The organism is Bacillus sp. B1-WWTP-T-0.5-Post-4, from assembly GCF_009183795.1.
Taxonomy (GTDB): Bacteria; Bacillota; Bacilli; order Bacillales; family Bacillaceae_G; genus Bacillus_A; species Bacillus_A cereus.
In genome coordinates, this window is record NZ_WEIJ01000002.1 from 62,433 (window position 1) to 86,422 (window position 23,990).

Here is a 23,990-nt window from a genome sequence, read left to right on the forward strand (position 1 = left end):
GGTGAAATATGCGTACACTCTATCATCCAAATCGAGAAGAAATTCAATTTTCTTCTGTCTTATATGCACTTAGCGATCAAATTCGTTTACAAATTGTAAATATGTTACTAGAGAAAAATGAACAATCTTGTGGTGCTTTAAACATCCCTGTTGCAAAATCAACTTTATCTCACCATTTCAAAGTTTTACGTGAGTCAGGTGTTATGTACACGCGCCTTGAAGGAACACAACGTTTCATTTCAATTCGTGAAGAAGATTTAAATGCTAGATTCCCAGGTTTATTACAAGTTGTATTACATGCGACAGAGCCATATTAAAAAAACATCTCATATTCATATGAGATGTTTTTTTAATATGGCTATTCTTTTAATAAATCTAATAATCCATTACCTTCGGATGTACGTTCATACCCTAAAGGTACAGTTCTTTTAATAAGTTGTGCATATATTTCCGGCTCTGATAACTTTCGACCGTATTCTTTCTCACACTGTTTAATGAGCAAGGCAAGCGCTCCAGCAACATGCGGCGTCGCCATGGAAGTTCCACTTAACACTGCATATTTCCCATCTGGATACGTAGATAATATTTCATCACCTGGCGCTACTAGATCAATTTCTTGATTTGAATTACTAAAACATGTGATTTTCCGTTCTAAATTGACAGCGCCGACTTCAATTACTTCCGAGTAAGCACCTGGGTAATCTAGTTCCTCTGTATTATCATTACAATCTCCATTATTCCCAGCAGCACATACAACGAGAACATCCTGCTTTACCGCCTTTTGAATTGCTTCATGTAATTCTGGAACATCTTGCGGACCACCAAGTGACATTGAAATAATTCTCACTTTCTCTTGATTCGGCCCTCTCCAATTTACAGCATAATGAATTGCCTCAATAATTTGCTCGTAACTTCCAGAACCATCTCCCGCTAAAACTTTTAATACTAACATTTTAGCAAGCGGTGCAACTCCTAATACACCGACACCATTTTCAGTTGCTGCAATCGTCCCCGCGACATGAGTACCATGTCCGTTATTATCAAGATACACATTTGGATCAGCTTCATAATCTTTTGTGAAATTTCTTCCGCCGATAATACGATCTTTTAAATCTATATGATTAGTATCACACCCTGTATCTAATACGGCAACGACTACATCTTGCCCCTTCACACTCTTTTCCCATACTTGCGGAGCGTGAATCAGTTGTACACCTGGTGGAATTTCATTTACTTGTTCTACAACTTTATTTACGATAAATGGAATCAATTGTATACCTTTTTGTTTATTCACTGTACTACTCATCGTAATCCCTCCTGAAAATGTATTATTTTCATTTCAGACCACTTTTGAATACGTGTAAATGTAACATTCGTTTTATTCTTTTTGTTTTCCTTCTTTTCAAATATTTCTCAACATCATTTACTAACTCTATACTACTTTTGTATTTCCCCTATGATTTATAGGAAATAATAGCCTGGGTCATTCAACTAATAACCAAAATAAAAGGACCAATTAATGGTCCTCTTACAGTCTTTTAAAAGAATGATATGTAATTTGAAAAATAATATAAATTAAGACTAAACCTCACTCTTGTTTAAAAACTTTTCTATTTCTTTTACTAAATATTCCGCTCCCTCTATCCCAACAGTAATATTTCCATTTGCTAATGATATGTTCTGCTCTGAAACATCACCTGTGATTTGGCAAGCATTGTAAGGTTGATATTTTTGTAAAATGATTTTATCTGCTTCTACAAAAATTTCAAGCGGTGATTTGATTTGTATTCCCAATACATCGCGTAATTCTTTAGGGATAACAATTCGTCCTAATTCGTCTACTTTTCGAATAACTCCTGTTGCTTTCATATTTCTCCCCCCTTTCTCTCTATTAATTTTTTTCACCTCGCTTTTTCCATTTTATCACTTTTTGGCAATACTTGCCTCTTTTTAGAAAATTTTGTACTCGAGTTAAAAAAACACATTTAATGCATACGTAATCTCTCTTTCAATTGTTTTACATAACGGGATCTTATAAGTAAGAAGTATACAACTTGAATACCTATGAAAATACTTAATACAACTGTATTTTCTTTAAACAATGAGTACTCAAACATTTGCCCTAACGCCGTTAAGGCTACTGCCCCATGTAATGTTGCAACACCAATTGGAACGAAGAATAAAAGCACCAATCGAATTGTAACTACCTTCGATAATTCCCTACTCGTCAATCCAACTTTTCGAATCATTTCGAACAAGCGAGCATCATCCTCCAAATCGGAGAATAAACGGAAGTAAAGGAAACTTCCTGCGCAAACGAAAAATACTATACCAATAAAGAAACCTACAAATAAAATCGGTCCTGCAATTTGTAAACTTTGGTTTTGTTCGTACTCTTCCGCACTAAACGTTGACTGTTCTTGATACGGTTTAATTTGATGCGTAAGCTCTTTACCAATTTCAATCTCATCTTTCGTTCTTTCAGTTTTATACATATAATCTTTTGTCTCTATAAATCCATCTTGTAATGAATCATATTGATTATTAGAGATTACATAAACATTTCCTCTTAATATTTTCCCCAATGAAGATGAAGTAACTTTTTTCACCTTTAAACTTTCATTCATATTGGGTAAAGTAATTTCTTTTCTTTCTTTCATCGCTGGCCCTGGTATATCAGCTGACAAAAATACAACCTCTTTATTTGCTACAGTATTAAATGGTTCTTCTGTTAACTTTGCATATTCCTTATAATCTGATTCTTTTATAAAAGTGGCGCTTCTTAACGACTGTTCCTCCGTTTTCTTTGTCGAAATATTAGTTTTTGAAGCTGCTATATTATGTTTCTTTAATCCTTTGTCAATCATTTGTATATGTTGTGATTCGTTACTATTCCCTTGCTTAGAATGGTAATGAAACGCAATTGGTCTCTCCATTATACCTTTCGTCATGGATGCGAAGCCTACTAATGTCCCTATTGCGGAAAATGCTACAGTAGAAATAATGGTTACAATAAAGAACATTCTTGCGTTATCTCTCATACGATACGCTAAATCTGATAACGTAATAATATTAGTCTGTGTCCAATAGAAACGTTTACTTTTTTTACATAATCGAATAATAAAGACACTCAGCTGCTTGTACAACAAATACGTCCCGATAATAACTACCGTTGTAACAGGAATCATCATAATAAATACCATTGCTCCATGTGATAGAAGAGCTCCTACATAGCCAGCACTAAGCAATACTACTGCTAATATTGAAGAAATGATTGATGCTTTCGGTTCCGGTTTCGCCTCTGCTGATCCTCTAAACAACTTCATAATCTTATTTTTACGAATCATTCCTGCACTAAACAATGATATGATCATAAATAAAATAAAAAACATAATACCCGTTACAACAATTGCTTTCATCGGTATGTAATAGGATAAGGAGATATCTAGTTTCAATATCATCGGAGCGACAAATAGTAATACCCCTGAAAATAACATACCTGAAAGAATACCAAAAATAATTGCCCCTATTCCAATCATAATATTTTCAAAAAAGATCAGACGCTTTAATTGATATTTCGTCATACCTAGCATCATTAAAATTCCTAGTTCACGCTTTCTCGTTTTTAAAAACATTCCCATCGAATATAAAATAAAGAAGAATGTAAATAAGTAAATAATAGACTGTGCAAAAGACATACTTACGAATACGTACTGACCTAATTCTCCTGCACTTAATGCCGGATGAAACGCAAAAAATGAATACACAAAAAAGGCCATAATTGCAAATGCACTACTCAAAAAATAGGCTGAGTATGTCCGTCTATTTCGGGTTACATTCCGATATGCTAGTTCTCTAATGTTCATATTACTTCTCCGCCCTTCTACTATCTATGTTTTTATATTAGTAAAGTGCGGAAATACCTTCCATCGATTCAAATGACAAAAACCTTACATTTTTGAAAGGTTTAAAAAAATTGCTTATACGTAGCACTTTATTTATAATGACTACATTCATATTCATACACACATCCTATTGTATATTCGTTAGTTTTGCGAAATAATAAAGGATAGAAGTATGTACCATTATACATATAAACTTATTTACCGCTTTAATATGAATAGGAGGAAAACATAATGACATTACAAGAACAGATTATGAAAGCATTACATGTTCAGCCTGTAATTGATCCAAAAGTTGAAATTCGTAAACGAGTTGATTTCCTAAAGGATTATGTAAAAAAAACAGGTGCAAAAGGATTTGTACTTGGTATTAGCGGCGGACAAGACTCTACATTAGCAGGACGCTTAGCACAACTTGCAGTTGAAGAAATTCGTAACGAAGGTGGTAATGCAACGTTTATCGCCGTGCGTCTTCCTTATAAAGTACAAAAAGATGAAGATGATGCACAATTAGCATTACAATTCATTCAAGCAGATCAATCTGTTGCATTTGATATTGCTTCAACTGTTGATGCTTTTTCAAATCAATATGAAAACTTATTGGGTGAATCATTAACAGATTTCAATAAAGGTAACGTGAAAGCACGTATCCGTATGGTTACTCAATATGCAATTGGTGGACAAAAAGGGCTACTTGTTATCGGAACAGATCACGCTGCAGAAGCTGTAACAGGGTTCTTTACAAAATTCGGAGATGGTGGTGCAGATTTATTACCATTAACGGGATTAACGAAGCGCCAAGGACGTGCATTATTACAAGAGTTAGGCGCAGACGAGCGACTGTACTTAAAAATGCCAACAGCTGATTTATTAGATGAAAAACCAGGTCAAGCTGATGAAACAGAGTTAGGTATTACTTATGATCAATTAGATGATTATTTAGAAGGTAAAGCAGTTCCAGCTGACGTTGCAGAGAAAATTGAAAAACGTTACACAGTGAGTGAGCATAAAAGACAAGTACCAGCGTCAATGTTTGATGATTGGTGGAAATAAATTAAACATAAAAAAGAAGCTAATCTTCATTTAGCTTCTTTTTTATATGTTAACGATATACCCCTACTCTTTTCTCCAATAAATCTTGCAGGCAATCTTCATGTTGTTTACAAAATAACGGTGGCATGTCGTCTAACGGGAAAAACTTCAAATCCAACGTTTCATCACCATCTACTTTTTTGTCACCTCCAACTATTGAGAATGAAAAGAACATCACAATTGACTGGGCCTTGTCTCCATTTGGATATGATTGAAAATATTTTGTATACACTCCAATAAGCTCATTTATTTCTACATCATACCCGGTTTCTTCTTTTATTTCCCGGATTGCAGTTTCCGCAGCTGATTCTCCTATCTCCATTGCACCACCTGGAAAGCCCCAAGCGTTAAAGTCTCCTCTTTTTTGCAGTAATACTTCTCCTTCTTTATTAAATACACAACCACCGGCAAAGTTTAAGAAAACATAATCATGTCCTACTTTTTCACGTAATTCTTTTATATAATTCGCCATTCTCATTCCCCTTTTCATACCTCTTCTATCGCTATTTCTTATCTTTTTCAAGCAATTCAATGATTCGATCTAGCTTCTGGTTCATATTAATCACGTGGTGTTTCTTTGCAGCACTGCTTTGTAATACTCTTCTAATAAACAAAGTAAATGATATGAAAAACAAAACGATAAGTCCGATTACTAAACAAGTATATATCAATGTAAAAATATCACTTTCGAACAAGTTCATTCCACATTCACATCCTTATCCTTTTATTTTATCACATAATTCTTAATATTCAAAAGTAATCAATCAATCAATCAATAAAAAAAGCACCTTTTACAGGTGCTTTTTCCCATTGCTTAATACGTAAATGTAATTGTCGCTAATGAATAACCCGCCAATGCACTATAAGGCGCTACTTGATAAGACACACGCTTTGCACCTTTTGGCCAATTTATTTCATTTAATACTTTCTTTATATCTTGCATCGTCCCATCCATGGACTGCTTATATCGCACTTCTACTTTTTCTGGTTTGGCTGCAAACTGTTGCTGCAACTTTTGCTTAAATTCATTATAATTTTCTGCTCCGTATTCTGCAGATAAGTATTGTAAATTTGTTTCTTTTAACATCTGCTCATATACGACAGTTTTTGAGCTACCAGCTTTTATTTTGTTTGTTAATTCACCAAAATAACTTGTAGTTGCTGCTGGATATTTACTACGATCCCAGTCGTGATCTTTACTTAACTGTTCGTCAGACATGTTAAAATATGAGTAAGTTACACGCCCTGCTTTATCTGGTACTGGATCATCAAATGTAGTATCTAGGTGATACCATTTGTTTTCAATGTTCACTAAATTCCACGCGTGAGCTTGTCCGTTTCCTGTGCCTGTTACAATATGGTTTTGAATACCTGCCTCTTTTAACAACTCATACGTTAATAATGTATATCCTTGGCAAACGGCAGAACGATTCGCTAATGCTTCATATGCTGTATACGCTTGATAAGACGTATCATAAGACACATGCTTAACAACGTAATCGTGAATAGCTTTTACTTTCTCATGCTCATCCATCCCTGGTTTTACAATTAATCCAACAATTGATTTCGCCTGAGCTTTTACATATTGAGTTTGTTCTTTTGATTCACGGTATTTTACTTGCAGTGTAAACGTATAGTCCCCTGGCATTCCTTTAATAGAATATCTAGTAGACGCTACATTATATTTTACATACTCATCAGCATCTACAATTTTATTAAACTCACCATACAATTGATCCATAATATTTCTAGCATTTCTATCTTTTGTTTTATATGTGATTGTAATATTTTCTTCTCGATTATCAATCTGTTTTTTTAATTCTTTTCTGAAATCATCTAATAACTTTACATCTGATTGTGCTGTCACTGTAGTCGGATTTGTAGCTGCATAAGATACAGATGACGCTTGCAAGCCTCCCATTACTATAGTTGAACAAAGTGCGGCAGCTGTCACATACTTACTTGTCTTTCCCATCTTGTCACTCCTTATATTCTATAACTATACGAAAAAGTATCGTATAGTTTCAGAGTATACAATACTTTTTCGTATAGGTCATATGAGATTATGCATATTAACTAATTCACATAAAAAGGTTGTTCTTTTTAAAAGAACAACCTTTTTTCATTAGCATGTTTGTAATACACAGCATGTATTTTCAAAACGTTGATTTTTCAAATCTTCATTACTAATACAGAAATATAGCATCCCTAGTTCTCCCCAAACCATATTACAATTTTTATGATCTGAATCAATTTGGAATAAAAGAGTCATTTGCTGCGGGTCTACTCCCATATATTCTCCTGTCTCATATAACACTTCTTCTTGTACAGAGAATGGCTCACCAAACATTTGATGGTTATCGTAGTTATCTGGAATTAGCTCTTCAAGTAATTGCAAGAAACGATCTGAATCAGCCTCATCTTCAATGAAAAGTTCTGGTAATTTGTATGTCAGTTCAAAAGTAATTGCACACTGGTTATATTTCGCTTGTATTTCATTTTCTCTTCGTAATTGCTCTACAGGAACATCATAATAAAGTACACGCCCAGCTTCTGTTAGATTCACATTTTCTTCAAAATAATTTTCAATGCAAAAGAAATACAGTATCCCCGTCTTAGGAAGATTGTGATTCATACCAACGTTTTGTAAATCACTTAAGTTAAATTGCGCGATAAATTGTAGTGGATTTCCTTTATGCTTTGGATATTCAAATAAAGCTGGTAGATCAGGAACTCCTCCCATTTTCGAACTACCTATCGCAACAGTTCCCTGCTGCTTTGGCACAACTTTTATACAAGGAAATACAGTATTAATAAGTTCTTCTTTCAAGTGTGTTAGTTCATATTTATCAATTAATACTTCAATTTTTTTATTCATAAATTCTCCTTACATTTACATACTTATTTATATCATAGTACAAAGATTATACTTCATTCTTTACAAAATCAACAAGCCTCCCAAAAACGGGCTTATCCTTCGTACGCGAACAAGTTTAAAAAAGCATACTATACATTGTTCCTACAAACACGATAGTTCTTTAGTTCTTCCAGTACATTTTCCCCTCGTTCATTTTTATTTTTAATATAAGGAGGAATTCCACATGGGTTACGGATATAGTTGCGGCGGTTACGGTTACGGCGGTAGCTGTGGTGGTTGTGGTTACGGAGGTTTCGCTTTATTAATCGTTTTATTCATCCTTCTAATCATCATCGGAGCTAGCTGTTGGGGCGGCTTTGTAGGCTGCTAGTAAACTTAAAAACCATTGTAAAAAAGCACGTACAATACGTGCTTTTTTGCCATTTCCAAATCTTTTATTTGAAAGGAAGTATGTTTAATGAAGATCGATGGTGTTTTTGAAGGAGGCGGTGTACGCGGTATTGCACATGTTGGAGCAATTTGCGCATTAGCCGAAAAAGGTTATGAATGGGAACGTGTAGCTGGAACATCAGCTGGTGCAATTATCGCGGCACTTGTAGCGGCAGGATATTCTTGTTCAGAGCTAAAAACGATTATAACTGATATCGATTATAACAAATTTACGAAGAAAACCTTTATTGACAAAATCCCCTTTATCGGAAAAGGACTAAGTGCATGGACTACTCTAGGTATATACTCTAATGTATTTATAGAAGAATGGATTGAAGAATTACTTCGAAAAAAAGGTGTTCATTTATTTACTGATTTACCGGATCTAAACAAACTCAAAATCATCGCTTCTGATATTAGTAATGGTAAAATGGTTGTCTTTCCTGACGACTTACCAAACTACGGATTTTTAAATTATCGCTTCTCTATCGCTAAAGCGGTAAGAATGAGTAGTACAATCCCCTTCTTCTTTGAACCCGTAAAATGGAGAACTCCAAAATGGAAGCAGCCTTGTTATATGGTTGATGGAGGAATTCTAAGTAATTATCCAATTTGGATCTTCGATTCACCTACCACTCCTCGCTGGCCGACTTTCGGATTTCATTTTGTAAAAGATGAGATTCAAGCTGATCCTGCTCACTATAACGAGCCTATTTCCATGTTCAAAGGACTATTTAAAACAATGATGCAAGCTCATGATTTACGTCATTTAGATAAGGAATCAAAAGCAAGAACGATTACAATTCCAACAGGAACGATTACAAGTACTAATTTTGAACTGACAAAGGAAGAAAAAGAATGGCTTTACAATTCTGGTTATAACTCTGCTAATAAATTTTTACAAGCTTGGAACTTTAGGCAATATATCGATGAATATAGAAAAGGAAATCAAGACCGAAAGACAAATCGATTTTTTCGTCAACTTGACTCATAATATTATTACTTTGCGTATAAATACGAGAACGTTTAACAACTTAATAATAAATAAGTCTAGTAATTTCTTATATTACTAGACTTATTTATTATTATATAATCTCGTACATTGTTTAAGGATACGTTAACCCTTCGGCTTCCTCTGCAGTAATAACTATGTAACGATTTCCCGTTCTTAATCCTAACAGTTCTGCTTTTTCAATCGCTTCTTGCTTCGTCTCCGCATAAGCAGCTAAATATTTTTCTCCATTGATCATTTGGCAAATTACATATTGTTTCATTACTTTCTCCTCTTACTTTTTCATTAGTTGTGCAAGTTTTTTTATACCTATTTCAATTTCTTCTAACGTTGCGTATGAATACGATAGGCGCAAAAATTGATTTGCACTTCTATCATATAAAGTACCTGGGTTTAATAAAACCTTTTCTTGCAGAGCTTTATCAAATAAACTGCGATATGAAATGGTTACTTTTATATGTACCCATATATAAAATCCCCCTGTTGGTTCATGCCAAGTTGCTATTTCACGAAGATATTTATCTAACATTAGTAACATAAAATCTCTTCGTTTTTTCAATTCACTTCTTACAAAGCGCAAATGCTCATCATATAGACCATTTGTAAACCACTCTGCTGCAATTTGCTGGGATATAGTGCTTGAACCATAATCTGTTTGCATTTTTATGTCTGACAATCTTTGAATTACTGGCTCAGGTCCAACAATCCATCCAATTCTTAACCCTGGACTAATTACTTTGGACATGCTTCCAATATGTAGTACGATTCCGTTTTTATCATAGGCTTTTAAAGGTTTCGAACAAGGTGCATCAAACCATAAGTCTTGATACACTGCGTCCTCTATAATAGGTAATCCAATTTCATTACATATTTCCATCACTTCTATTCGTCTCTTCGCATTCATACTAAAGTTCGTTGGATTATGAAAAGACGGGATTGTATATAAAATAGATGCATTAAATTGCTTCTTATATTTTGTAATATATGATGTATTTAAACCGTTCTCATCCATTGGTATTCCAATGAAACGCATTCCTGCGGATTGAAAAACATTAAGCGAATATAAATAGGATGGTTTTTCTAATAAGATGGATGCCCCTTTTGGAAGAAGCCCCATAGAGATAAGTTGCAGCGCTTGAATTGCTCCTGAAACAATTAATATAGAGTCCGGAGATACACATATACCATGCCCCTTTAAGTATTCGGAAATCTTTTCCCTTAAATAAAAATTTCCTTTCGGCTCTTCATACCCAAGCGTCACATTTGACTTTAAAAGCTTATTCATAATTTCTTTCATCTTTTTCTCAGGTAAGAGACTCGGCGCGAGCTCACCTGTTCCTAATCGAATTACATGTGGATAAAATTCAGCTTGATTAATCTCCTGAATAGCTGGGAGATTCGGATAATGAAGTCCTGTTTCTACATAAGACTGCCAATTAGGCGGAGGTGCGTAAGTTGAAGCATTCTCATTATTATTTACAACAATTGTTCCTTTCCTGCCATTCCCTTCTATGTATCCCTTTGCAACTAGTTCATCGAAAGCCATTACAATTGTGCTTCGATTCACACCAAATGTATGTGCCAAATCTCTTTGTGAAGGTAATTTCGTTCCAACGGTCCATTCTCCATTAACGATCCTTTCTTTTATATACGTTTCTATTTGTTTATACAGAGGAGTCGCTAGAGACATATTCGGTTTCCAAACGAATCTTTCCATTATATCACCTTATATTCTTTTTGGTTGGTAACCTCCCCAACCATATGGATGGATACAAATTTTCATTTCTTCTATACAATATACACTATCATAATGAATTAAAATAGGAGGTAATATGATGAGTGAAGCAATTATTCATGGTATCATTCTTGCATTTGGACTTATCATTCCATTAGGTGTACAAAATGTTTTTGTCTTTAACCAAGGTGCGAGCCAACCAAACATTTGGAGGGCAGCCCCTGTAGTATTAACTGCCTCTATATGTGATACGTTACTCATATTGATTGCAGTGCAAGGTGTCTCCCTTGTACTCCTTACTTTTTCTTGGCTAACTAACTCGTTATATATAATTGGATTTTTCTTTCTCCTATACATGGGCTTTGTTATTTGGAGAAGTAACCCTTCCAACGATGTAAAACAAGAAAAAAGTATGCCCTTAAAAAAGCAAATCCTTTTCGCAGCATCCGTTTCGTTATTAAATCCACATGCTATTTTAGACACAATCGGTGTAATTGGAACAAATTCTATTCAATACATAGGAAGTGAAAAATGGGCTTTCACACTTGCAACTATTATCGTTTCTTGGATTTGGTTTATAAGCTTAGCGTTAGCGGGGAAATTTCTAAAAAGACTAGACTCAACCGGAAAGACAATTTTATTATTAAATAAATTTTCTGGTCTCATCATATGGGGTGTCGCGCTTTATATGTTAAAACAAGTTATTTATTCTTAATGAACGAAAGAGAATTGCATGTTACTCAAAACATCATGCAATTCTCTTACAAATTATGAAGTAGGCTCTGGTTTCTGTTTTAACGTCTTTGCATCCTTTGCTGGTTTAATCCAAATGATTGCTATGACAGCACCAATGGCAGCGAAAATACTTGTCAAATAAAACACTTCATGGTCCGCCCCTTTCATGAAAAAAGAATATAAAGGTGGTCCAGCTGCTACACCGATAAATCGCATTGAACTGTAAAATGACGTAACTGTTCCCCTTTGCTCCTTTTCAATTCCTTGTGTAATGAGGGCATCTAAACATGGGAGTGCCATACCAATCCCTATCCCCATAATAACGAGACAAAGAAGTAGTAAATAAATCCCTTTTATAAATAAAGGAATGATGACTGATGCAGCTGCCATTAAAAAACCAATATAGATACACTTCTTCATAACATTTTGATTATCTCCAATTTTTTTACCGGCCATATATGAACTAAGTGACAGTACAAGTAACGGGATAGCAAGCACACACCCTTTCCATATACCATGAATGTCATACTTTGATTCCAGTATAGTCGACAAATAAAAGAGAATTCCGAATAAAATAAGCATAATAATTGCACCTAATGCAAAAATGGCAATTAACCATCTTCCTTTTTCTCGAAACGTAGACAGAATAGATTTTATAAACTCTTTAAGTGGTGGTACTTCTCCTTCTTGTTTCTTTGCCTTTACTAGAACAAGTAATAAAACAATTGATACTACGCATAAAATTGGAATCGCCCAAAATGGTAAGAACCATACAACGGCAGCAAGAGCAGACCCTAAAATAGGGCTCAGCACTTTCCCAAATGTATTGGATGTTTCTATGATTCCTAAACCTGTACTAACTTGTTTTTCGTCTTTGTATAAATCACCAACACACGGTATAACAACTGGCATTGCACCAGCAGCACCAATACCTTGAATCGCTCTACCAATCAATATCCAATTGTAGGGATTATCAACTTTCCAAGATACCCAACCAGTTATCGCTCCTCCTATAGCTGCAATCAGCAAACTCGGAACCATTACCATCTTTCGTCCCCATCTATCTGATAAATAACCAGCAATCGGTATAAGTAGAATGGCTACGATAGAGTAAATTGTAATAATCATGGATACTTGAAACGATGAAATATGTAATTTCTTTTCAATAGTCGGCAGAATTGGGATGAGCATTGAATTCCCTAATGTCATAACAAGTGGAACTGATGCAAGCGCAATTAAACAACAGTTTTCTTTTTTTAACATGTTGGCTTCGAAACCTTTCATCATATATTTCTTACCATATAATAGCCCCGCTGGAACGTAACTTTTCATTCCACCAGGGCTATTACATCTTTACTACTTCCCATTCACAACAAAAGAAATTGGGGAAATTATAGTATTATTCCTATTCTTTGAATCCAGTTCACAATATATCCATACCAATTAATTGAAAAAAAAAGAAAGGAAGAATCCTTCCTTTCTCCTATAACCTTCTACAATTAGCGAGTATATCCGCCACCAAGTTGTTGTTCTGCCATCGCTACAAGGCGTTTTGTAATTTCACCGCCTACAGAACCGTTTGCACGTGAAGAAGTATCAGCGCCAAGTTGTACACCAAACTCTTGTGCAATTTCATATTTCATTTGATCTAAAGCTGCTTGTGCTCCATGTGATGCTAATTGATTAGAATTACGATTTCTAGCCATTACCAATCACCTCCTTATTTATATATAAATTGTGTTAAATTCAAATTAAAATACATGGAAATTTTTGGTTATTTTTTACCATAAAAAAAGAGCCTCTAAAACGAGACTCTCACATCATTTCACATTACGAAGTTACTACTTCTAATTTTCTATTTATTAATACTTTCATTTCTTCTTTTAATATCTCTTTTGCATTATGTCCAAACCATTCTAAGGAAGCAAAAAGATCCGTACCTCTCACTTCCTGAATAATCTCATCATAATTTACAATACCTTCAAATAACGGAACCATACCAATACGACTTCCTGCTGCAGCATATACATTGTTAGGTTCAAACACATGCAAATAATCCGCTGAAGATATATTCTTAAAATGGTAATGTAGTGTCCACGGCTTTAATCGATGGAAACTGTCTATTGGATCTGCGCCAGACTCCCATATATGAAGAAAATCAAGATTTATTTTTAAATTCGGATGATTTACTTCTTCTAATAGTTCTATAGTAGAAGGCAATGTGTCCGTTAGTGTATTGGGATGTGTTTCTAACAGCACATACATATTGTGCTGAGCAAACACATCACAAATCTTACGTATTCGCTTCACATACTCTTTTCTCTCTTGTTCCGAGAAGTCCTTGCTCCCTTTTTGCCCAGCAAACGTGCGAATTTTATTCGTATTAAACCAATTAGCTAGTACTACAAGTTGTTCACTTTTCTCTATCGTTTTTTCAAAATCTGCTGATAATGATATATCTAAGTAATCACTTATCATCGTAATTTCTAAGTTTTTATCCTTTAGAAAAGTCAATTCTCGTTCTGTCGTTTCGCGTTCTTGTATATACAAATTTTGTGCATGAGTCCCCCATAATTCAATTCCTTCAAAACCGTTTTCATATGCAAATTGAACAATATCAGTAAATGAAATTAATTGATGACGAAATGAAATGGTACATAGTGAATATTTCATAGCATTAAACTCCCCTATCTTAAATTCAGTTAGCTTATTAAAGAGTTGCGACAGATTGATTTGTTTTCATACCTTTCCATGATAGAAACTGTCTCTCTAATTCCTTCTTAATCTGCAGTTCAATTGCATTCATTTCATCCAGTTTTTCAATAATTGATACTAGCATACCTTTATTATTCGTCATTGCCATTTTAATTGCACGATACTGTACATTTGTAAATCCTTGTACAATATCCTCTACCCGATCACACCAATAATCAAATTCTTGCTCCGAATATTGCAACGTTTCACGGAAGTATGCAAAGGCATGCTCATAACTATATTTACGAATTGCAAGTACTGGTATTTGTTTTACTGCTGCTACAAGTCCAGAAAGCGCATATCCTTCTTCCTCATTTGCCATTTTTACAATTAATTTTTTCAGTTCCATAGTCAGTTCATTGTCGTTCTTTTTGAATGTTTCTGTGAAATAACTAGCTACTATTTCTTGCGTTGGCTCCCCAATTCCTTCTATATCAATGAAATACCCTCCACCAAATGGGTTATCTTGAATAGAGTGAAGTACTTTTTCTCTTTCCATATTTCCTTCCCAACGAAAATCTGGATCTAGCATGAACCACTCTTCTTCTTTCTCTGTTTTTGATATCATTAAATAATGTGGAAACGGTTTTTGATGAAATTTATTTTCCCTCTCTGGTAATAGAGACATATCAACCATTACAATGACATAACGATTTTCTGGCTTGTTTTCTACTAATTCTAAAAACGTTTCTACATTGCTATCTTTATCTTTTGCATGATCATACCATTCGTTTACTTTAATACCGTACAATTTTTCAAACCAAAGTAAATAATGATCATGGTTAATGTTTTCAGAGTGATATGAAATAATTCCGCCTTCTGTTATATCAAAATCTCCATCCCATAGTCCAAAATAAAATGGACGAAAATCAATGTCGCTACGCCTTTTTATAATTTCACAAAAACAACTCACTAAACAGTGCACTTTAATTGAAGTCATACTCTCATCCACTTTCCTAAAGGTTAGTTATTCACATTTACTTCCTGTAACGGCTCTAACTCCTCCATAAAATCAAGCAAAGATCCTACAGTAAGAAATGCCTTTGGATCTACCTCATCCTCTGGAACGCATAGCTTTACATCCATTTCTATGTATACAATAAGCTGTAACATCATTACCGAATCTATATATAAATCTTGATTTAAGCGCATCGTTTCTTCTAAATGCGTTACATTTTTCAGTTCCATTTTTTCTATCATAATTTTTAACACGGCATTCTTTAACGCTTCCCGTCTCATGTTGTAACCTCTCCCATCTCTAGTAACTTTCTACTTACTTTTCCAGTTTTATTTTTAGGAATTTCATTTACACTTTCAATTTCATACGGAACTTTATAAGAAGGTAAGTGCTGAATACACCATTCTCTTATTTTCACTGGATCAACATGAGAGATCACTTTCGCTTTAACTATTTCGCCCATCACAGGATGTTTCCCTCGATATACAATTGCCTCTTGCACACCTTCCAATCGAAGCATCGTTTCTTCTACCTCTATAGGAAAGACTTTTAATCCTGAAACATTAATTACATCGTCCATACGCCCCATAAAATGAATGCCACGCTCAGATTTATAACCTAAATCTTTCGTGAAAATTTCCTTATCATTCATTTTCACGACAATTTCTTCCGGTGCATTTTCATCTGAACCTATGCTAATACTTGCATGAGGTAGAGGGTTTCCTAAATCTAAATGGCTTTTCATATCATGACATATACTAATACAACCTGCTTCAGAACAACCGTATTGCTGCATCATATATGTTGTCATTTCTTTTAGTTTATAAAATAGTGCTTCTGGCAAAGGCGATCCTGATGTCATAATTTTATGAAACTGGAACGTTCCTAATGGAAAACTCCCCATAATGTGTAACATAAGTGGTACTGCATATATGATATGTTTTTCTGTATTGCGAACTATATTTAATGCGAATTTAGGATTTTTGTTCGTAATGATTACAGGTTTGCTCCCCCTCGTAATTGCTGATAACGTACCACATATTAGTCCGTATGAATGTGAAACAGGAGCCATAACGATTGGCACTTCATCTACTTCACAGTTTAAAGCTTCATTATAGGCAGTAATTTCTGTATCAACTTCCGTCCATGCTCTACGAATCAGTTTCGGTTCTCCCGTAGTTCCCGAACTATATTGCAATAAAGAAGGCTCTTCTAGTAAAAAGTTCCCTACTTCTAATTTTGTAAAATCGCCATATTCTCCATATAAAACTCCTACACAATTTGCACGCTTTGCCATTTCAATAACCGTTTCTTTTGGCGTATCTTCATGTATAAGTAATACTGATGATTTCTTTTCTTTTAAGAAAAACACAAGCGTAATAATATCGAATGGATCTTTCAGACAAAGTGCAAATCTATTTCCTTCTGCTTCTTGAAATTGTTCCAATTCCTCATAAACTTGTAATCTCAAATTAAAATCACTTTTGCTATACTCTTGTTTATTAACGATTAGCATAATTTCCCCCTGTAACAATTGATTTTTGTTTCATAAGTTTTCTTACTCTATACAATGGATTTGGAACTTCATGAACAAGCGATTCCACATCCATATATAATCGACGTTTCGTTAATTGTTCAGCATAGAATGTAGGTGCATATAATTGAATATTTTTAAATCTACCTTTCAAATGTGGATATATTCTTAAATGATCTTCAATTTCTTCAACAACCATCATCCAAAAATGTTCTTCTTTCAATCCATATTCATCCGCAAGTACGAATGCTAATTCTCCTAAATTAAACAGGAATAGTGCATCTAACACCATCTCTTGCAAACATTCAATGCCATCCATTTCAAAGAAATCATTCATTTTTCCATTCGCATATGTTTTATGCATTTTAGTAAAGTCGGGACATTTGTCAACTTCTTTCAAATATGGACGATAAAACTCAAGCCCTTCATGAAAATCCTTTAACGCAATACGAACAGGCACCCCTTCTTTATGGACTAGAATCATATTTTGTCCATGTGATTCCAGTGCGATGCCATGCTCTACAACAAGATGTATAACTGGTATTATCGCTTTTTGAATAAGTAATTGTAGCCAATCCTTCATTCCATATTTATTCAACCACGCATCAATAATTGGTGTACCATCTTTCTCTTTAGCGTATAAACCATTAAAAGGAATTGCATCCTCTTGTGCATCTAAATACTTATGAACGCTTTCGCGCCAAATACATCCTAATGAACCATATATAGCTTTCTTATTCGTGTCATACGTTACACTTGAAAACTCACTTAACAAGATTAAACGTGCTTCATCCATTAAATAGGCGTCATTACTTACAACATCATTTAACCAATTTGATATTACTGGTGCACTCACAACAGAGTATGGTTTCAGCGTACGAAGTGTTGAAGTGTTGAGTAAATTCATCGATAATTTAACGTACGGTTTCTTTGGACTCGTAATATTTCTTAACGTTCTCATTGACTGTTGCGCGCAATAATCGTCCTCTGATGTTCCTAAATAAATAATAAATTTACCCTGTATATGATCCGCATAATTTGAAATGATGAAATTCTCCCACTGCCATGGGTGAACAGGTATAAACACGTACTGTTTTGGATTACATCCCTTATTACGAATTCGTTCCATAAACTCTTCTAATTTACGATCGCCAATCTCCTCTTTTAAAAGGTTGTTATACATCACTTCATTCTCATAACCTACAGTCGCATAATTCTTATGTGCTGCAATCCATATGAGTTTTATTGGCTGCATAAATTCATAACCATATTGAAAATTGTCACGATATTGAAATCCAACACGTGCTTTATAACTAGGATGGTATGGATGGCCATCTATTAATTGGCTTTCAAACTCATCGTAAGATTTTTGAGTATATTCTCTCTTATTATTTCTTTCATATTGTGCAATCGTGTCTTTAAATATTGTTTGTTCTAATTCGTGCATAAAAGAATCTAATTTAGCTTGTTCTACACTAGTAACCCGAAAAACTTCTTCTAGAAATTGCGAGACAGACTGTATTTCTTGCTGTTCATCTTGAACTCTTACTATTAATGAGTCTAACGAAATACGTCCAAATGTCATCCGTTCCCTGCCATAGCATTTGTACGTGACACTTTTGTCTTCTTCATCAAGTCCTTGTATTAGAAAAAGAAGTTGTTCTTCTTTTTCTATGCGAACCGGTGTAATAATCCCCTCATAAATTAACGATTCTACTAATTGACGTAGCACTCTTCTTCGTACTGAAATGTAATCTTCTGATTCGAGCGCCTTCAATACTTTCGTATGATACATGTCCACTCTCATAAAACCCTCCACCTTATGACAAAATACCATTATTTGTATTACGTGAAATTTTAACGTTATTTATGAACGAACAGCCACTTCTCTAACGAGTGGATTATGTACTTGCACATAAATAGCTTGCTCCAATGGATTACTTAACTCATCGACATCGAAAAATCTCGTTAGTAAATTTGCTTTACACGCTAACTTATCTTCGTCCAATAATTCTCTTAAAAATGTAGAAGGTTCCCGGTTATATGGAAGAAATGATTCAAGTACAGACCTTAATTCCGAGAGAAGAATTTCCTCCTTAATTAATCCTGCTGTGCCAAAACCATTAATGAGGCCAAACATATGATTGAAAATTAAGTAGTAACGAAATCTCTCATCCACAATATAGTCGTCATATAAATTTCCAGTACGTTCTCCAATACCAGCTAATTCATTATTAAGCATCTCTTTCATTGAGTTACAGAAATAAAATCCTTGATTATCACGGAAATAATATTTGATCGGATAACCATCTTTTAGCTGAACAACGCTATTTTGCTGATGAGCTTCTAATGCAACACCATACTGTAAATACATCCATACCATTGGCTTTAAAGAAATATTCATATATCGTCTAAACCACTCTAAGCTTACTTCTTCACAGCTTTTACTTTCTAAATCTGCTAGGCGATGAATAATATTCGATAACCGCGTACGCTCCCCAGGTATAGCGTCTTGAACTAGCCCAGCAATTAATGTTGCGTCGTTTGCATGTTCACTATAAAAAGGATTCTCACGAATAATCACTTCAAATCCAGATTCTTGTGTTCCATAATTTAATGTAATAAAGGCTGGATCACAAATAAAATCAAATCCTGGAAATCTTTCTCGTACTTCACCAATAGCCGTATTTAACATTTCCTTCCCTTCAAGACCACTCTCAAGTTCTTTCAGTTTATTAATACGCATTGAATTCGTTACTTTCACCGGAAATGAAAACTTAAGCATATACTTCGAATTGGGATGATATAGCGTCCTTAGTGATGATGTTGCCATATAATACTTACCTACAGGACCAATATACTCAAGCAATTCTTGAACTATCAAATCTTGTACGTAAGCTTGATGCAAGAGCCATTCTGCCTGAAGCGGATGAATTGGAATTAATGCATATTGATCTTCCTTACAGTACTTCGCTATAAATTCCTTACTAACCATCTCATCATTACTTAATTCTTCTTTTATAATCATTGTTGTAGAATCTGATAATAATGATTTTTCATTTACTATACTTTTATGTGCCCGAAAATAATGAAGCTGACATTCTCCTTTTAATTCTGGAGAATACATTGCACTTTTCCAATCCAATATCCCCTGTCTACTCTTTGGTGTAGGATGAGTTAAATGCCCAAATAATAAAGACTGCTCCGCTTCTATAAAAGTTGTATGAAAACCGTATAATGCGGATGTATCTTCTATTCTCTCTTTTGTAAATTCCTCAATATTTTGACAACTACGGATAACTCGAAGCATAAGTTCCGCAGGATTCGTTCCTTCTCCGTAGTTGATAGACATCTCTTTTATTAAAAATGTAATAACTGTAACATAATCTGCTGTAATAACAGAATGACTATCTCCAATTTGATAATAAAATTGTTCTCCAAACAAATGGCGATCTGTTGATGATTTATATATAACTTCTCCATACAAAGTAACGTTCTGTGCCGATAGCCGACAACATAAATATGTGGGGACTGTATCTCTATTCAACGTATTACTGAAGATACTCTTCATTCTTTCATCCTCTGTAATCCATTCTCCACTCCCTGTTTCTCTTAAATAACAGTTTAAAAAGCTTTGTAATGTTGCATGTTCTGCGATTTGTTTCGCATGCTGCATGTTGGTCCTCCTCTTTATATTAACGCTATGAGAATTTCATATTACAATTGATAATTGAACATCGTTATCAATTATGATTCTAATTGATAATGATATTCAATTCAAGAGTATATTTCAGAATTTTTTTATCAAATTAAATTTTTATTTTTTTCTTTCTTTTCTTTAATCTAGTTAAAAGTACACTAGAAAATTTCTTGCTTTCAAACTAATTACCTACTATTTTTTATTAATCCATTTTTTGATGGATTAATAAAAAGGTACACCAAATGAGGTATACCTTTCCCTATGATATATTTACATAATATTATTATATGTATAAATCTATATAGCTGTTTGTTTTTGTAACAAATTTAAATCTCTCCAACAATACGCTGTTTCTTCTACCCTTACTCTCTCTAAAAATTTCGTATCAATTTTTTCAGGGTTAAATTTTTCATAAAACTTTTTAGAAGGATTATTCGTAACAACCCAAACTAAAAGTGATTGCATATCATTCTTTACACATTCTGATAGTAACGCTTGAAATAACTTTTGTCCTATTTTCATTCCTTGATACTCTTGTAAAAGGTAGATTGCATATAATTCTCCATCACAATTATATGTATCAGTTCTTTCTATCCCCCCATCGATGAATCCAACTATTTCTCCATTTAAATTCTCTGCTACAAATCTAAATTGATGATTACCTTCTTTTTGAAAAATATCTTCCCATTGTTTTTCTCGTTTCTCATATGCTATATTATCTAGAATTTCGTCAGCAAATATCCCTTTATACGTTGCTTTCCAACTATCGACATGCACCTTTGCTATACCTTGTATATCATCCTTTATTGCTCTTCTAATATGTATTCCCATCATTTCTCCCCCTTTATTACTCATCATTATATCAATTTCATTCCTTAAAAATCCAAATAAAAAAGAGTGAATTCACTTCACTCTTTTTTATCACAATTATCTACTTTCCACTTCAACTGAAACTACTCGATCAATCTCTTTCAGGGAACTATATAATTCTGTTGTATATAAATCTTCTGGAGCTAAAATAACCATCTCTAGTTGCTGAAATGCTCCACTATCTATATCTTTAATTTTCACGCGTTTCACATGCATGCCTAAATTTTTAATTTGCTTAAATATACCATCTAACTCATGATGCTCTTTAACAGTAATTTTTATAGATAAATCCTTTTGTCTTAATGAATACGGTCCTGCAATTTTCACAAGTTGCGGAAGTACATTAATCGCTAAAATAATTAAAACCATAGCAACTGTCGCTTGTAAATAAAATCCCGCACCAATTGCGATTCCTAAAGCTGAAGCAGCCCACACCATAGAAGCTGTTGTTAATCCAGAAATAACGTCATTACTTCTTCGTAAAATGACACCTGCGCCAAGAAAACCAATTCCACTAACAATTTGAGCGGCCAGTCGCATCGGATCCATATTTGTATGTCCTGGAACAGAATATACATGCACAGATTCAATTGAAACCATCGTAATTAAACAACTTGCTACAGAAATAACCATACTTGTTTTCACACCAAGTGGTTTATTCTTTAGCTGCCTATCTATCCCGATGAATAATCCTAAAAAGAGTGCTAAACCTAATTTGAGTAAAAATTCATATGACATATTCCTATTCTCCTTACTTTACAATGTTTCCCTTAGAATAACTCACTATAACTCTTTTATGATATCAATTCCAGTCTTTTCTATTCATTTAACGTAAAAAACCGAAAAAACATTTATAACGATGTTTCTCCGGCTTTTTATTACACTTTAGATTCTTCTTTATTTCTGATCTTTAATCTTAATTTCTGCACCTTTGTAGAATGCTAATTTACTGTCATTATACTCTTTTGTAAATTTGTTAAACTGCTCTTTCGACTTTTGTGCTTCCACATTTAATTCATTAACAGTTTTAACTTTTTCACCGATTTCTTTTAATTTCGTTTCTTTTACTTTTAATTTTTCATACAGTTCTTTTTCAGTTGCTAACACTTTCGTGTAATTTTCATTCATCTTTTGGAATGCATCATAACGATTCTTATACGACTCTTCTACTGCTTTTGCTTGTTTTTGTAACTTCTTATCTTCAATCTTCTCTATATTACTTTGAACAGATTTCGTTTCCTTCTGTGCTTTTTCTAGCATTTCTTTCTCACTTTTCAATACTTTTTCACGATCATCTACATTTGCAGTAGCTTGCTCTATTTTCTTCACAACTGCTTCATTATGATCTTTACCTTCTTGCAAAATTTGAGCATATAATTCTTGCCCTTGTTTCTCTAACTGCTCTAATTTTTTTGCTTCATCCACTAAAGATTTTTCTTGTGTTGCTGCTGTTTCAAAAGCTGTATATAGATTTTCTTCTGGCTTTTCACCGAAACAACCTGTTAAAAGTCCTACTGATAATGCTCCAACTACTGCTACTTTTCCATACTTCAACGTTCATTCCTCCATTACATACGGTTATCATGCCAGAAGTTCACTGGGAAGTGACTCTCTTCATGATAAGCTTCAAACTCATAACCTTTTTCTTTTAGCCCCTTTAAAATTGCTGGCACAGCAGCAACTGATTGCGGGTGAATATCATGCATTAAAATTACTTCTTGTGGTTTTGTTGCGTTTGTTAATACGTTTTGAGCAATTTGTGCTGCAGCTGCATCAACTGGCATTTTATTGTATCTCCAATCTAATGAATCAATTGTCCAATCCCATACTTTAAATCCGCCTTCTACCACTTTATTTCGAAGACCTTCATTCAATCCAGGCATCGAACCATATGGAGGACGTGTTAATTTAGGTGATTTCCCAATAATATTAGCGATTAAACCTTGATCTTCTTTCATCTCATTTACATACTCGCCATTTTTATATAACTTTGCGAAATTATGTGTCATACTATGCATGCCTACATAATGACCCTCAGCATTTTCACGTTTCACTAAATCAGGAAATTCTTTTACATTCGCTCCAATTAAAAAGAACGTCGCCTTCGCATCATGTTGTTTTAGCGTATTTAATAATTCAGCCGTATATTTCCCTGGCCCATCGTCAAATGTAAGATAAGCAACTTTTCTTTCTTTTCCATTAAAACGACTTGGTGCCGTTTTATTCATTTCAACTTTCGGCTGTTCACTTGCAAGCTGCACTACATTTTCTTGTTTCGCAACAGCTTTTGCTGGTGAAGTAATTGATTGAAACATGTAATACCCAATAGCTACTGCGGCAATCGCTATTAAAACGACTACTATTTGTTTAATTTTTAAAGCTTTTTCCATT

Annotated in this window: 26 protein-coding genes; 5 read left to right on the forward strand and 21 right to left on the reverse strand. The window is 34.1% G+C overall.

The genetic code is table 11. The features are described from left to right. Positions 1-8 precede the first annotated feature (8 nt). Complete coding sequence (locus GBN91_RS05945; protein ID WP_001259906.1) at positions 9-317, forward strand: ArsR/SmtB family transcription factor; 309 nt, start codon at positions 9-11, stop codon at positions 315-317. A gap of 41 nt (positions 318-358) precedes the next feature. Here the strand turns inward: GBN91_RS05945 and GBN91_RS05950 are convergent, their stop codons facing one another. The 3 genes from GBN91_RS05950 to GBN91_RS05960 form a co-directional block, all read right to left on the reverse strand. Beyond that, positions 359-1,306, reverse strand: coding sequence for a serine protease (locus GBN91_RS05950; RefSeq protein WP_000099746.1), 948 nt, complete (start codon positions 1,304-1,306; stop codon positions 359-361). 275 nt (positions 1,307-1,581) lie between these two features. Then, positions 1,582-1,869: an AbrB/MazE/SpoVT family DNA-binding domain-containing protein gene (locus tag GBN91_RS05955; protein ID WP_000648324.1), complete on the reverse strand. Its 288-nt coding sequence runs from the start codon at positions 1,867-1,869 to the stop codon at positions 1,582-1,584. A 116-nt stretch (positions 1,870-1,985) separates the two neighbouring features. Next, positions 1,986-3,866: an ABC transporter permease gene (locus GBN91_RS05960; RefSeq protein WP_152121314.1), complete on the reverse strand. Its 1,881-nt coding sequence runs from the start codon at positions 3,864-3,866 to the stop codon at positions 1,986-1,988. A 270-nt stretch (positions 3,867-4,136) separates the two neighbouring features. On the opposite strand from GBN91_RS05960, the gene nadE reads away from it, so the two are divergent. Then, positions 4,137-4,955, forward strand: a complete 819-nt coding sequence (gene nadE / locus GBN91_RS05965; protein ID WP_000174901.1) for an ammonia-dependent NAD(+) synthetase — start codon at positions 4,137-4,139, stop codon at positions 4,953-4,955. A gap of 49 nt (positions 4,956-5,004) precedes the next feature. Here nadE and GBN91_RS05970 read toward each other — a convergent pair whose 3' ends face one another. The 4 genes from GBN91_RS05970 to GBN91_RS05985 all read right to left on the reverse strand — a co-directional run bounded on the left by GBN91_RS05970 (position 5,005) and on the right by GBN91_RS05985 (position 7,872). After that, positions 5,005-5,466 carry an NUDIX hydrolase gene (locus tag GBN91_RS05970; protein ID WP_000024999.1) on the reverse strand — a complete coding sequence of 154 codons (462 nt, stop codon included), beginning with the start codon at positions 5,464-5,466 and terminating at the stop codon, positions 5,005-5,007. Positions 5,467-5,497: 31 nt separating this feature from the next. Further along, positions 5,498-5,695, reverse strand: a complete 198-nt coding sequence (locus GBN91_RS05975) for a DUF4083 domain-containing protein (RefSeq protein ID WP_001048091.1) — start codon at positions 5,693-5,695, stop codon at positions 5,498-5,500. Positions 5,696-5,808: 113 nt separating this feature from the next. Beyond that, positions 5,809-6,969: a transglutaminase domain-containing protein gene (locus GBN91_RS05980; RefSeq protein WP_152121315.1), complete on the reverse strand. Its 1,161-nt coding sequence runs from the start codon at positions 6,967-6,969 to the stop codon at positions 5,809-5,811. A gap of 150 nt (positions 6,970-7,119) precedes the next feature. Then, positions 7,120-7,872 (reverse strand): YwqG family protein, encoded by a 753-nt coding sequence (locus tag GBN91_RS05985; RefSeq protein ID WP_069604269.1) that lies wholly within the window; start codon positions 7,870-7,872, stop codon positions 7,120-7,122. Positions 7,873-8,095: 223 nt separating this feature from the next. Between GBN91_RS05985 and GBN91_RS05990 the strand changes: the two genes are divergently transcribed. Both GBN91_RS05990 and GBN91_RS05995 read left to right on the forward strand, forming a co-directional pair. Further along, positions 8,096-8,242, forward strand: coding sequence for a YjcZ family sporulation protein (locus GBN91_RS05990; RefSeq protein ID WP_000540425.1), 147 nt, complete (start codon positions 8,096-8,098; stop codon positions 8,240-8,242). Between the two features lie 87 nt (positions 8,243-8,329). Beyond that, the gene (locus GBN91_RS05995; RefSeq protein WP_000686794.1) at positions 8,330-9,295 is read left to right on the forward strand and encodes a patatin-like phospholipase family protein; all 966 of its coding nucleotides are present in this window, start codon (positions 8,330-8,332) and stop codon (positions 9,293-9,295) included. A gap of 112 nt (positions 9,296-9,407) precedes the next feature. Here GBN91_RS05995 and GBN91_RS06000 read toward each other — a convergent pair whose 3' ends face one another. Both GBN91_RS06000 and GBN91_RS06005 read right to left on the reverse strand, forming a co-directional pair. Next, positions 9,408-9,575 (reverse strand): DUF3933 family protein, encoded by a 168-nt coding sequence (locus GBN91_RS06000; RefSeq protein WP_000816389.1) that lies wholly within the window; start codon positions 9,573-9,575, stop codon positions 9,408-9,410. 12 nt (positions 9,576-9,587) lie between these two features. Beyond that, the gene (locus GBN91_RS06005; RefSeq protein WP_000439414.1) at positions 9,588-11,030 is read right to left on the reverse strand and encodes an aminotransferase-like domain-containing protein; all 1,443 of its coding nucleotides are present in this window, start codon (positions 11,028-11,030) and stop codon (positions 9,588-9,590) included. Between the two features lie 118 nt (positions 11,031-11,148). Between GBN91_RS06005 and GBN91_RS06010 the strand changes: the two genes are divergently transcribed. Further along, positions 11,149-11,763, forward strand: coding sequence for a LysE/ArgO family amino acid transporter (locus GBN91_RS06010; RefSeq protein WP_001287303.1), 615 nt, complete (start codon positions 11,149-11,151; stop codon positions 11,761-11,763). 53 nt (positions 11,764-11,816) lie between these two features. Here the strand turns inward: GBN91_RS06010 and bcbE are convergent, their stop codons facing one another. The 12 genes from bcbE to GBN91_RS06070 form a co-directional block, all read right to left on the reverse strand. Then, positions 11,817-13,046 (reverse strand): bacillibactin exporter BcbE, encoded by a 1,230-nt coding sequence (gene bcbE, locus GBN91_RS06015; protein WP_033687723.1) that lies wholly within the window; start codon positions 13,044-13,046, stop codon positions 11,817-11,819. A gap of 236 nt (positions 13,047-13,282) precedes the next feature. Further along, the gene (locus GBN91_RS06020; protein WP_000113545.1) at positions 13,283-13,489 is read right to left on the reverse strand and encodes an alpha/beta-type small acid-soluble spore protein; all 207 of its coding nucleotides are present in this window, start codon (positions 13,487-13,489) and stop codon (positions 13,283-13,285) included. Between the two features lie 124 nt (positions 13,490-13,613). Next, on the reverse strand, positions 13,614-14,456 hold the full coding sequence (locus GBN91_RS06025) for a sugar phosphate isomerase/epimerase family protein (protein WP_000877670.1): 843 nt from the start codon (positions 14,454-14,456) through the stop codon (positions 13,614-13,616). 37 nt (positions 14,457-14,493) lie between these two features. Further along, the gene (locus GBN91_RS06030; RefSeq protein WP_000200702.1) at positions 14,494-15,477 is read right to left on the reverse strand and encodes a DUF6005 family protein; all 984 of its coding nucleotides are present in this window, start codon (positions 15,475-15,477) and stop codon (positions 14,494-14,496) included. A 23-nt stretch (positions 15,478-15,500) separates the two neighbouring features. Then, positions 15,501-15,776, reverse strand: a complete 276-nt coding sequence (gene asbD, locus GBN91_RS06035; protein ID WP_001250560.1) for a petrobactin biosynthesis protein AsbD — start codon at positions 15,774-15,776, stop codon at positions 15,501-15,503. Next, a complete protein-coding gene (locus GBN91_RS06040) occupies positions 15,773-17,011 on the reverse strand; it encodes an AMP-binding protein (protein WP_000909583.1) in 1,239 nt (412 codons plus the stop codon). Before GBN91_RS06040 ends, asbD begins: the two co-directional genes overlap by 4 nt. Next, on the reverse strand, positions 16,998-18,836 hold the full coding sequence (locus tag GBN91_RS06045) for an IucA/IucC family protein (RefSeq protein WP_001261828.1): 1,839 nt from the start codon (positions 18,834-18,836) through the stop codon (positions 16,998-17,000). Before GBN91_RS06045 ends, GBN91_RS06040 begins: the two co-directional genes overlap by 14 nt. Before the next feature lie 60 nt (positions 18,837-18,896). After that, entirely contained in the window at positions 18,897-20,705 is a 1,809-nt protein-coding gene (locus GBN91_RS06050; RefSeq protein WP_001163343.1) for an IucA/IucC family protein, read from the reverse strand. 321 nt (positions 20,706-21,026) lie between these two features. Beyond that, positions 21,027-21,563: a GNAT family N-acetyltransferase gene (locus tag GBN91_RS06055; RefSeq protein WP_012593210.1), complete on the reverse strand. Its 537-nt coding sequence runs from the start codon at positions 21,561-21,563 to the stop codon at positions 21,027-21,029. A gap of 93 nt (positions 21,564-21,656) precedes the next feature. Continuing rightward, positions 21,657-22,337: an MgtC/SapB family protein gene (locus tag GBN91_RS06060; protein WP_000119510.1), complete on the reverse strand. Its 681-nt coding sequence runs from the start codon at positions 22,335-22,337 to the stop codon at positions 21,657-21,659. A gap of 159 nt (positions 22,338-22,496) precedes the next feature. Further along, a complete protein-coding gene (locus GBN91_RS06065; RefSeq protein WP_000873566.1) occupies positions 22,497-23,153 on the reverse strand; it encodes a YkyA family protein in 657 nt (218 codons plus the stop codon). Between the two features lie 14 nt (positions 23,154-23,167). Beyond that, positions 23,168-23,989, reverse strand: coding sequence for a peptidoglycan-N-acetylglucosamine deacetylase (locus tag GBN91_RS06070; protein ID WP_000409484.1), 822 nt, complete (start codon positions 23,987-23,989; stop codon positions 23,168-23,170). Between the last annotated feature and the right edge of the window lies 1 nt (position 23,990).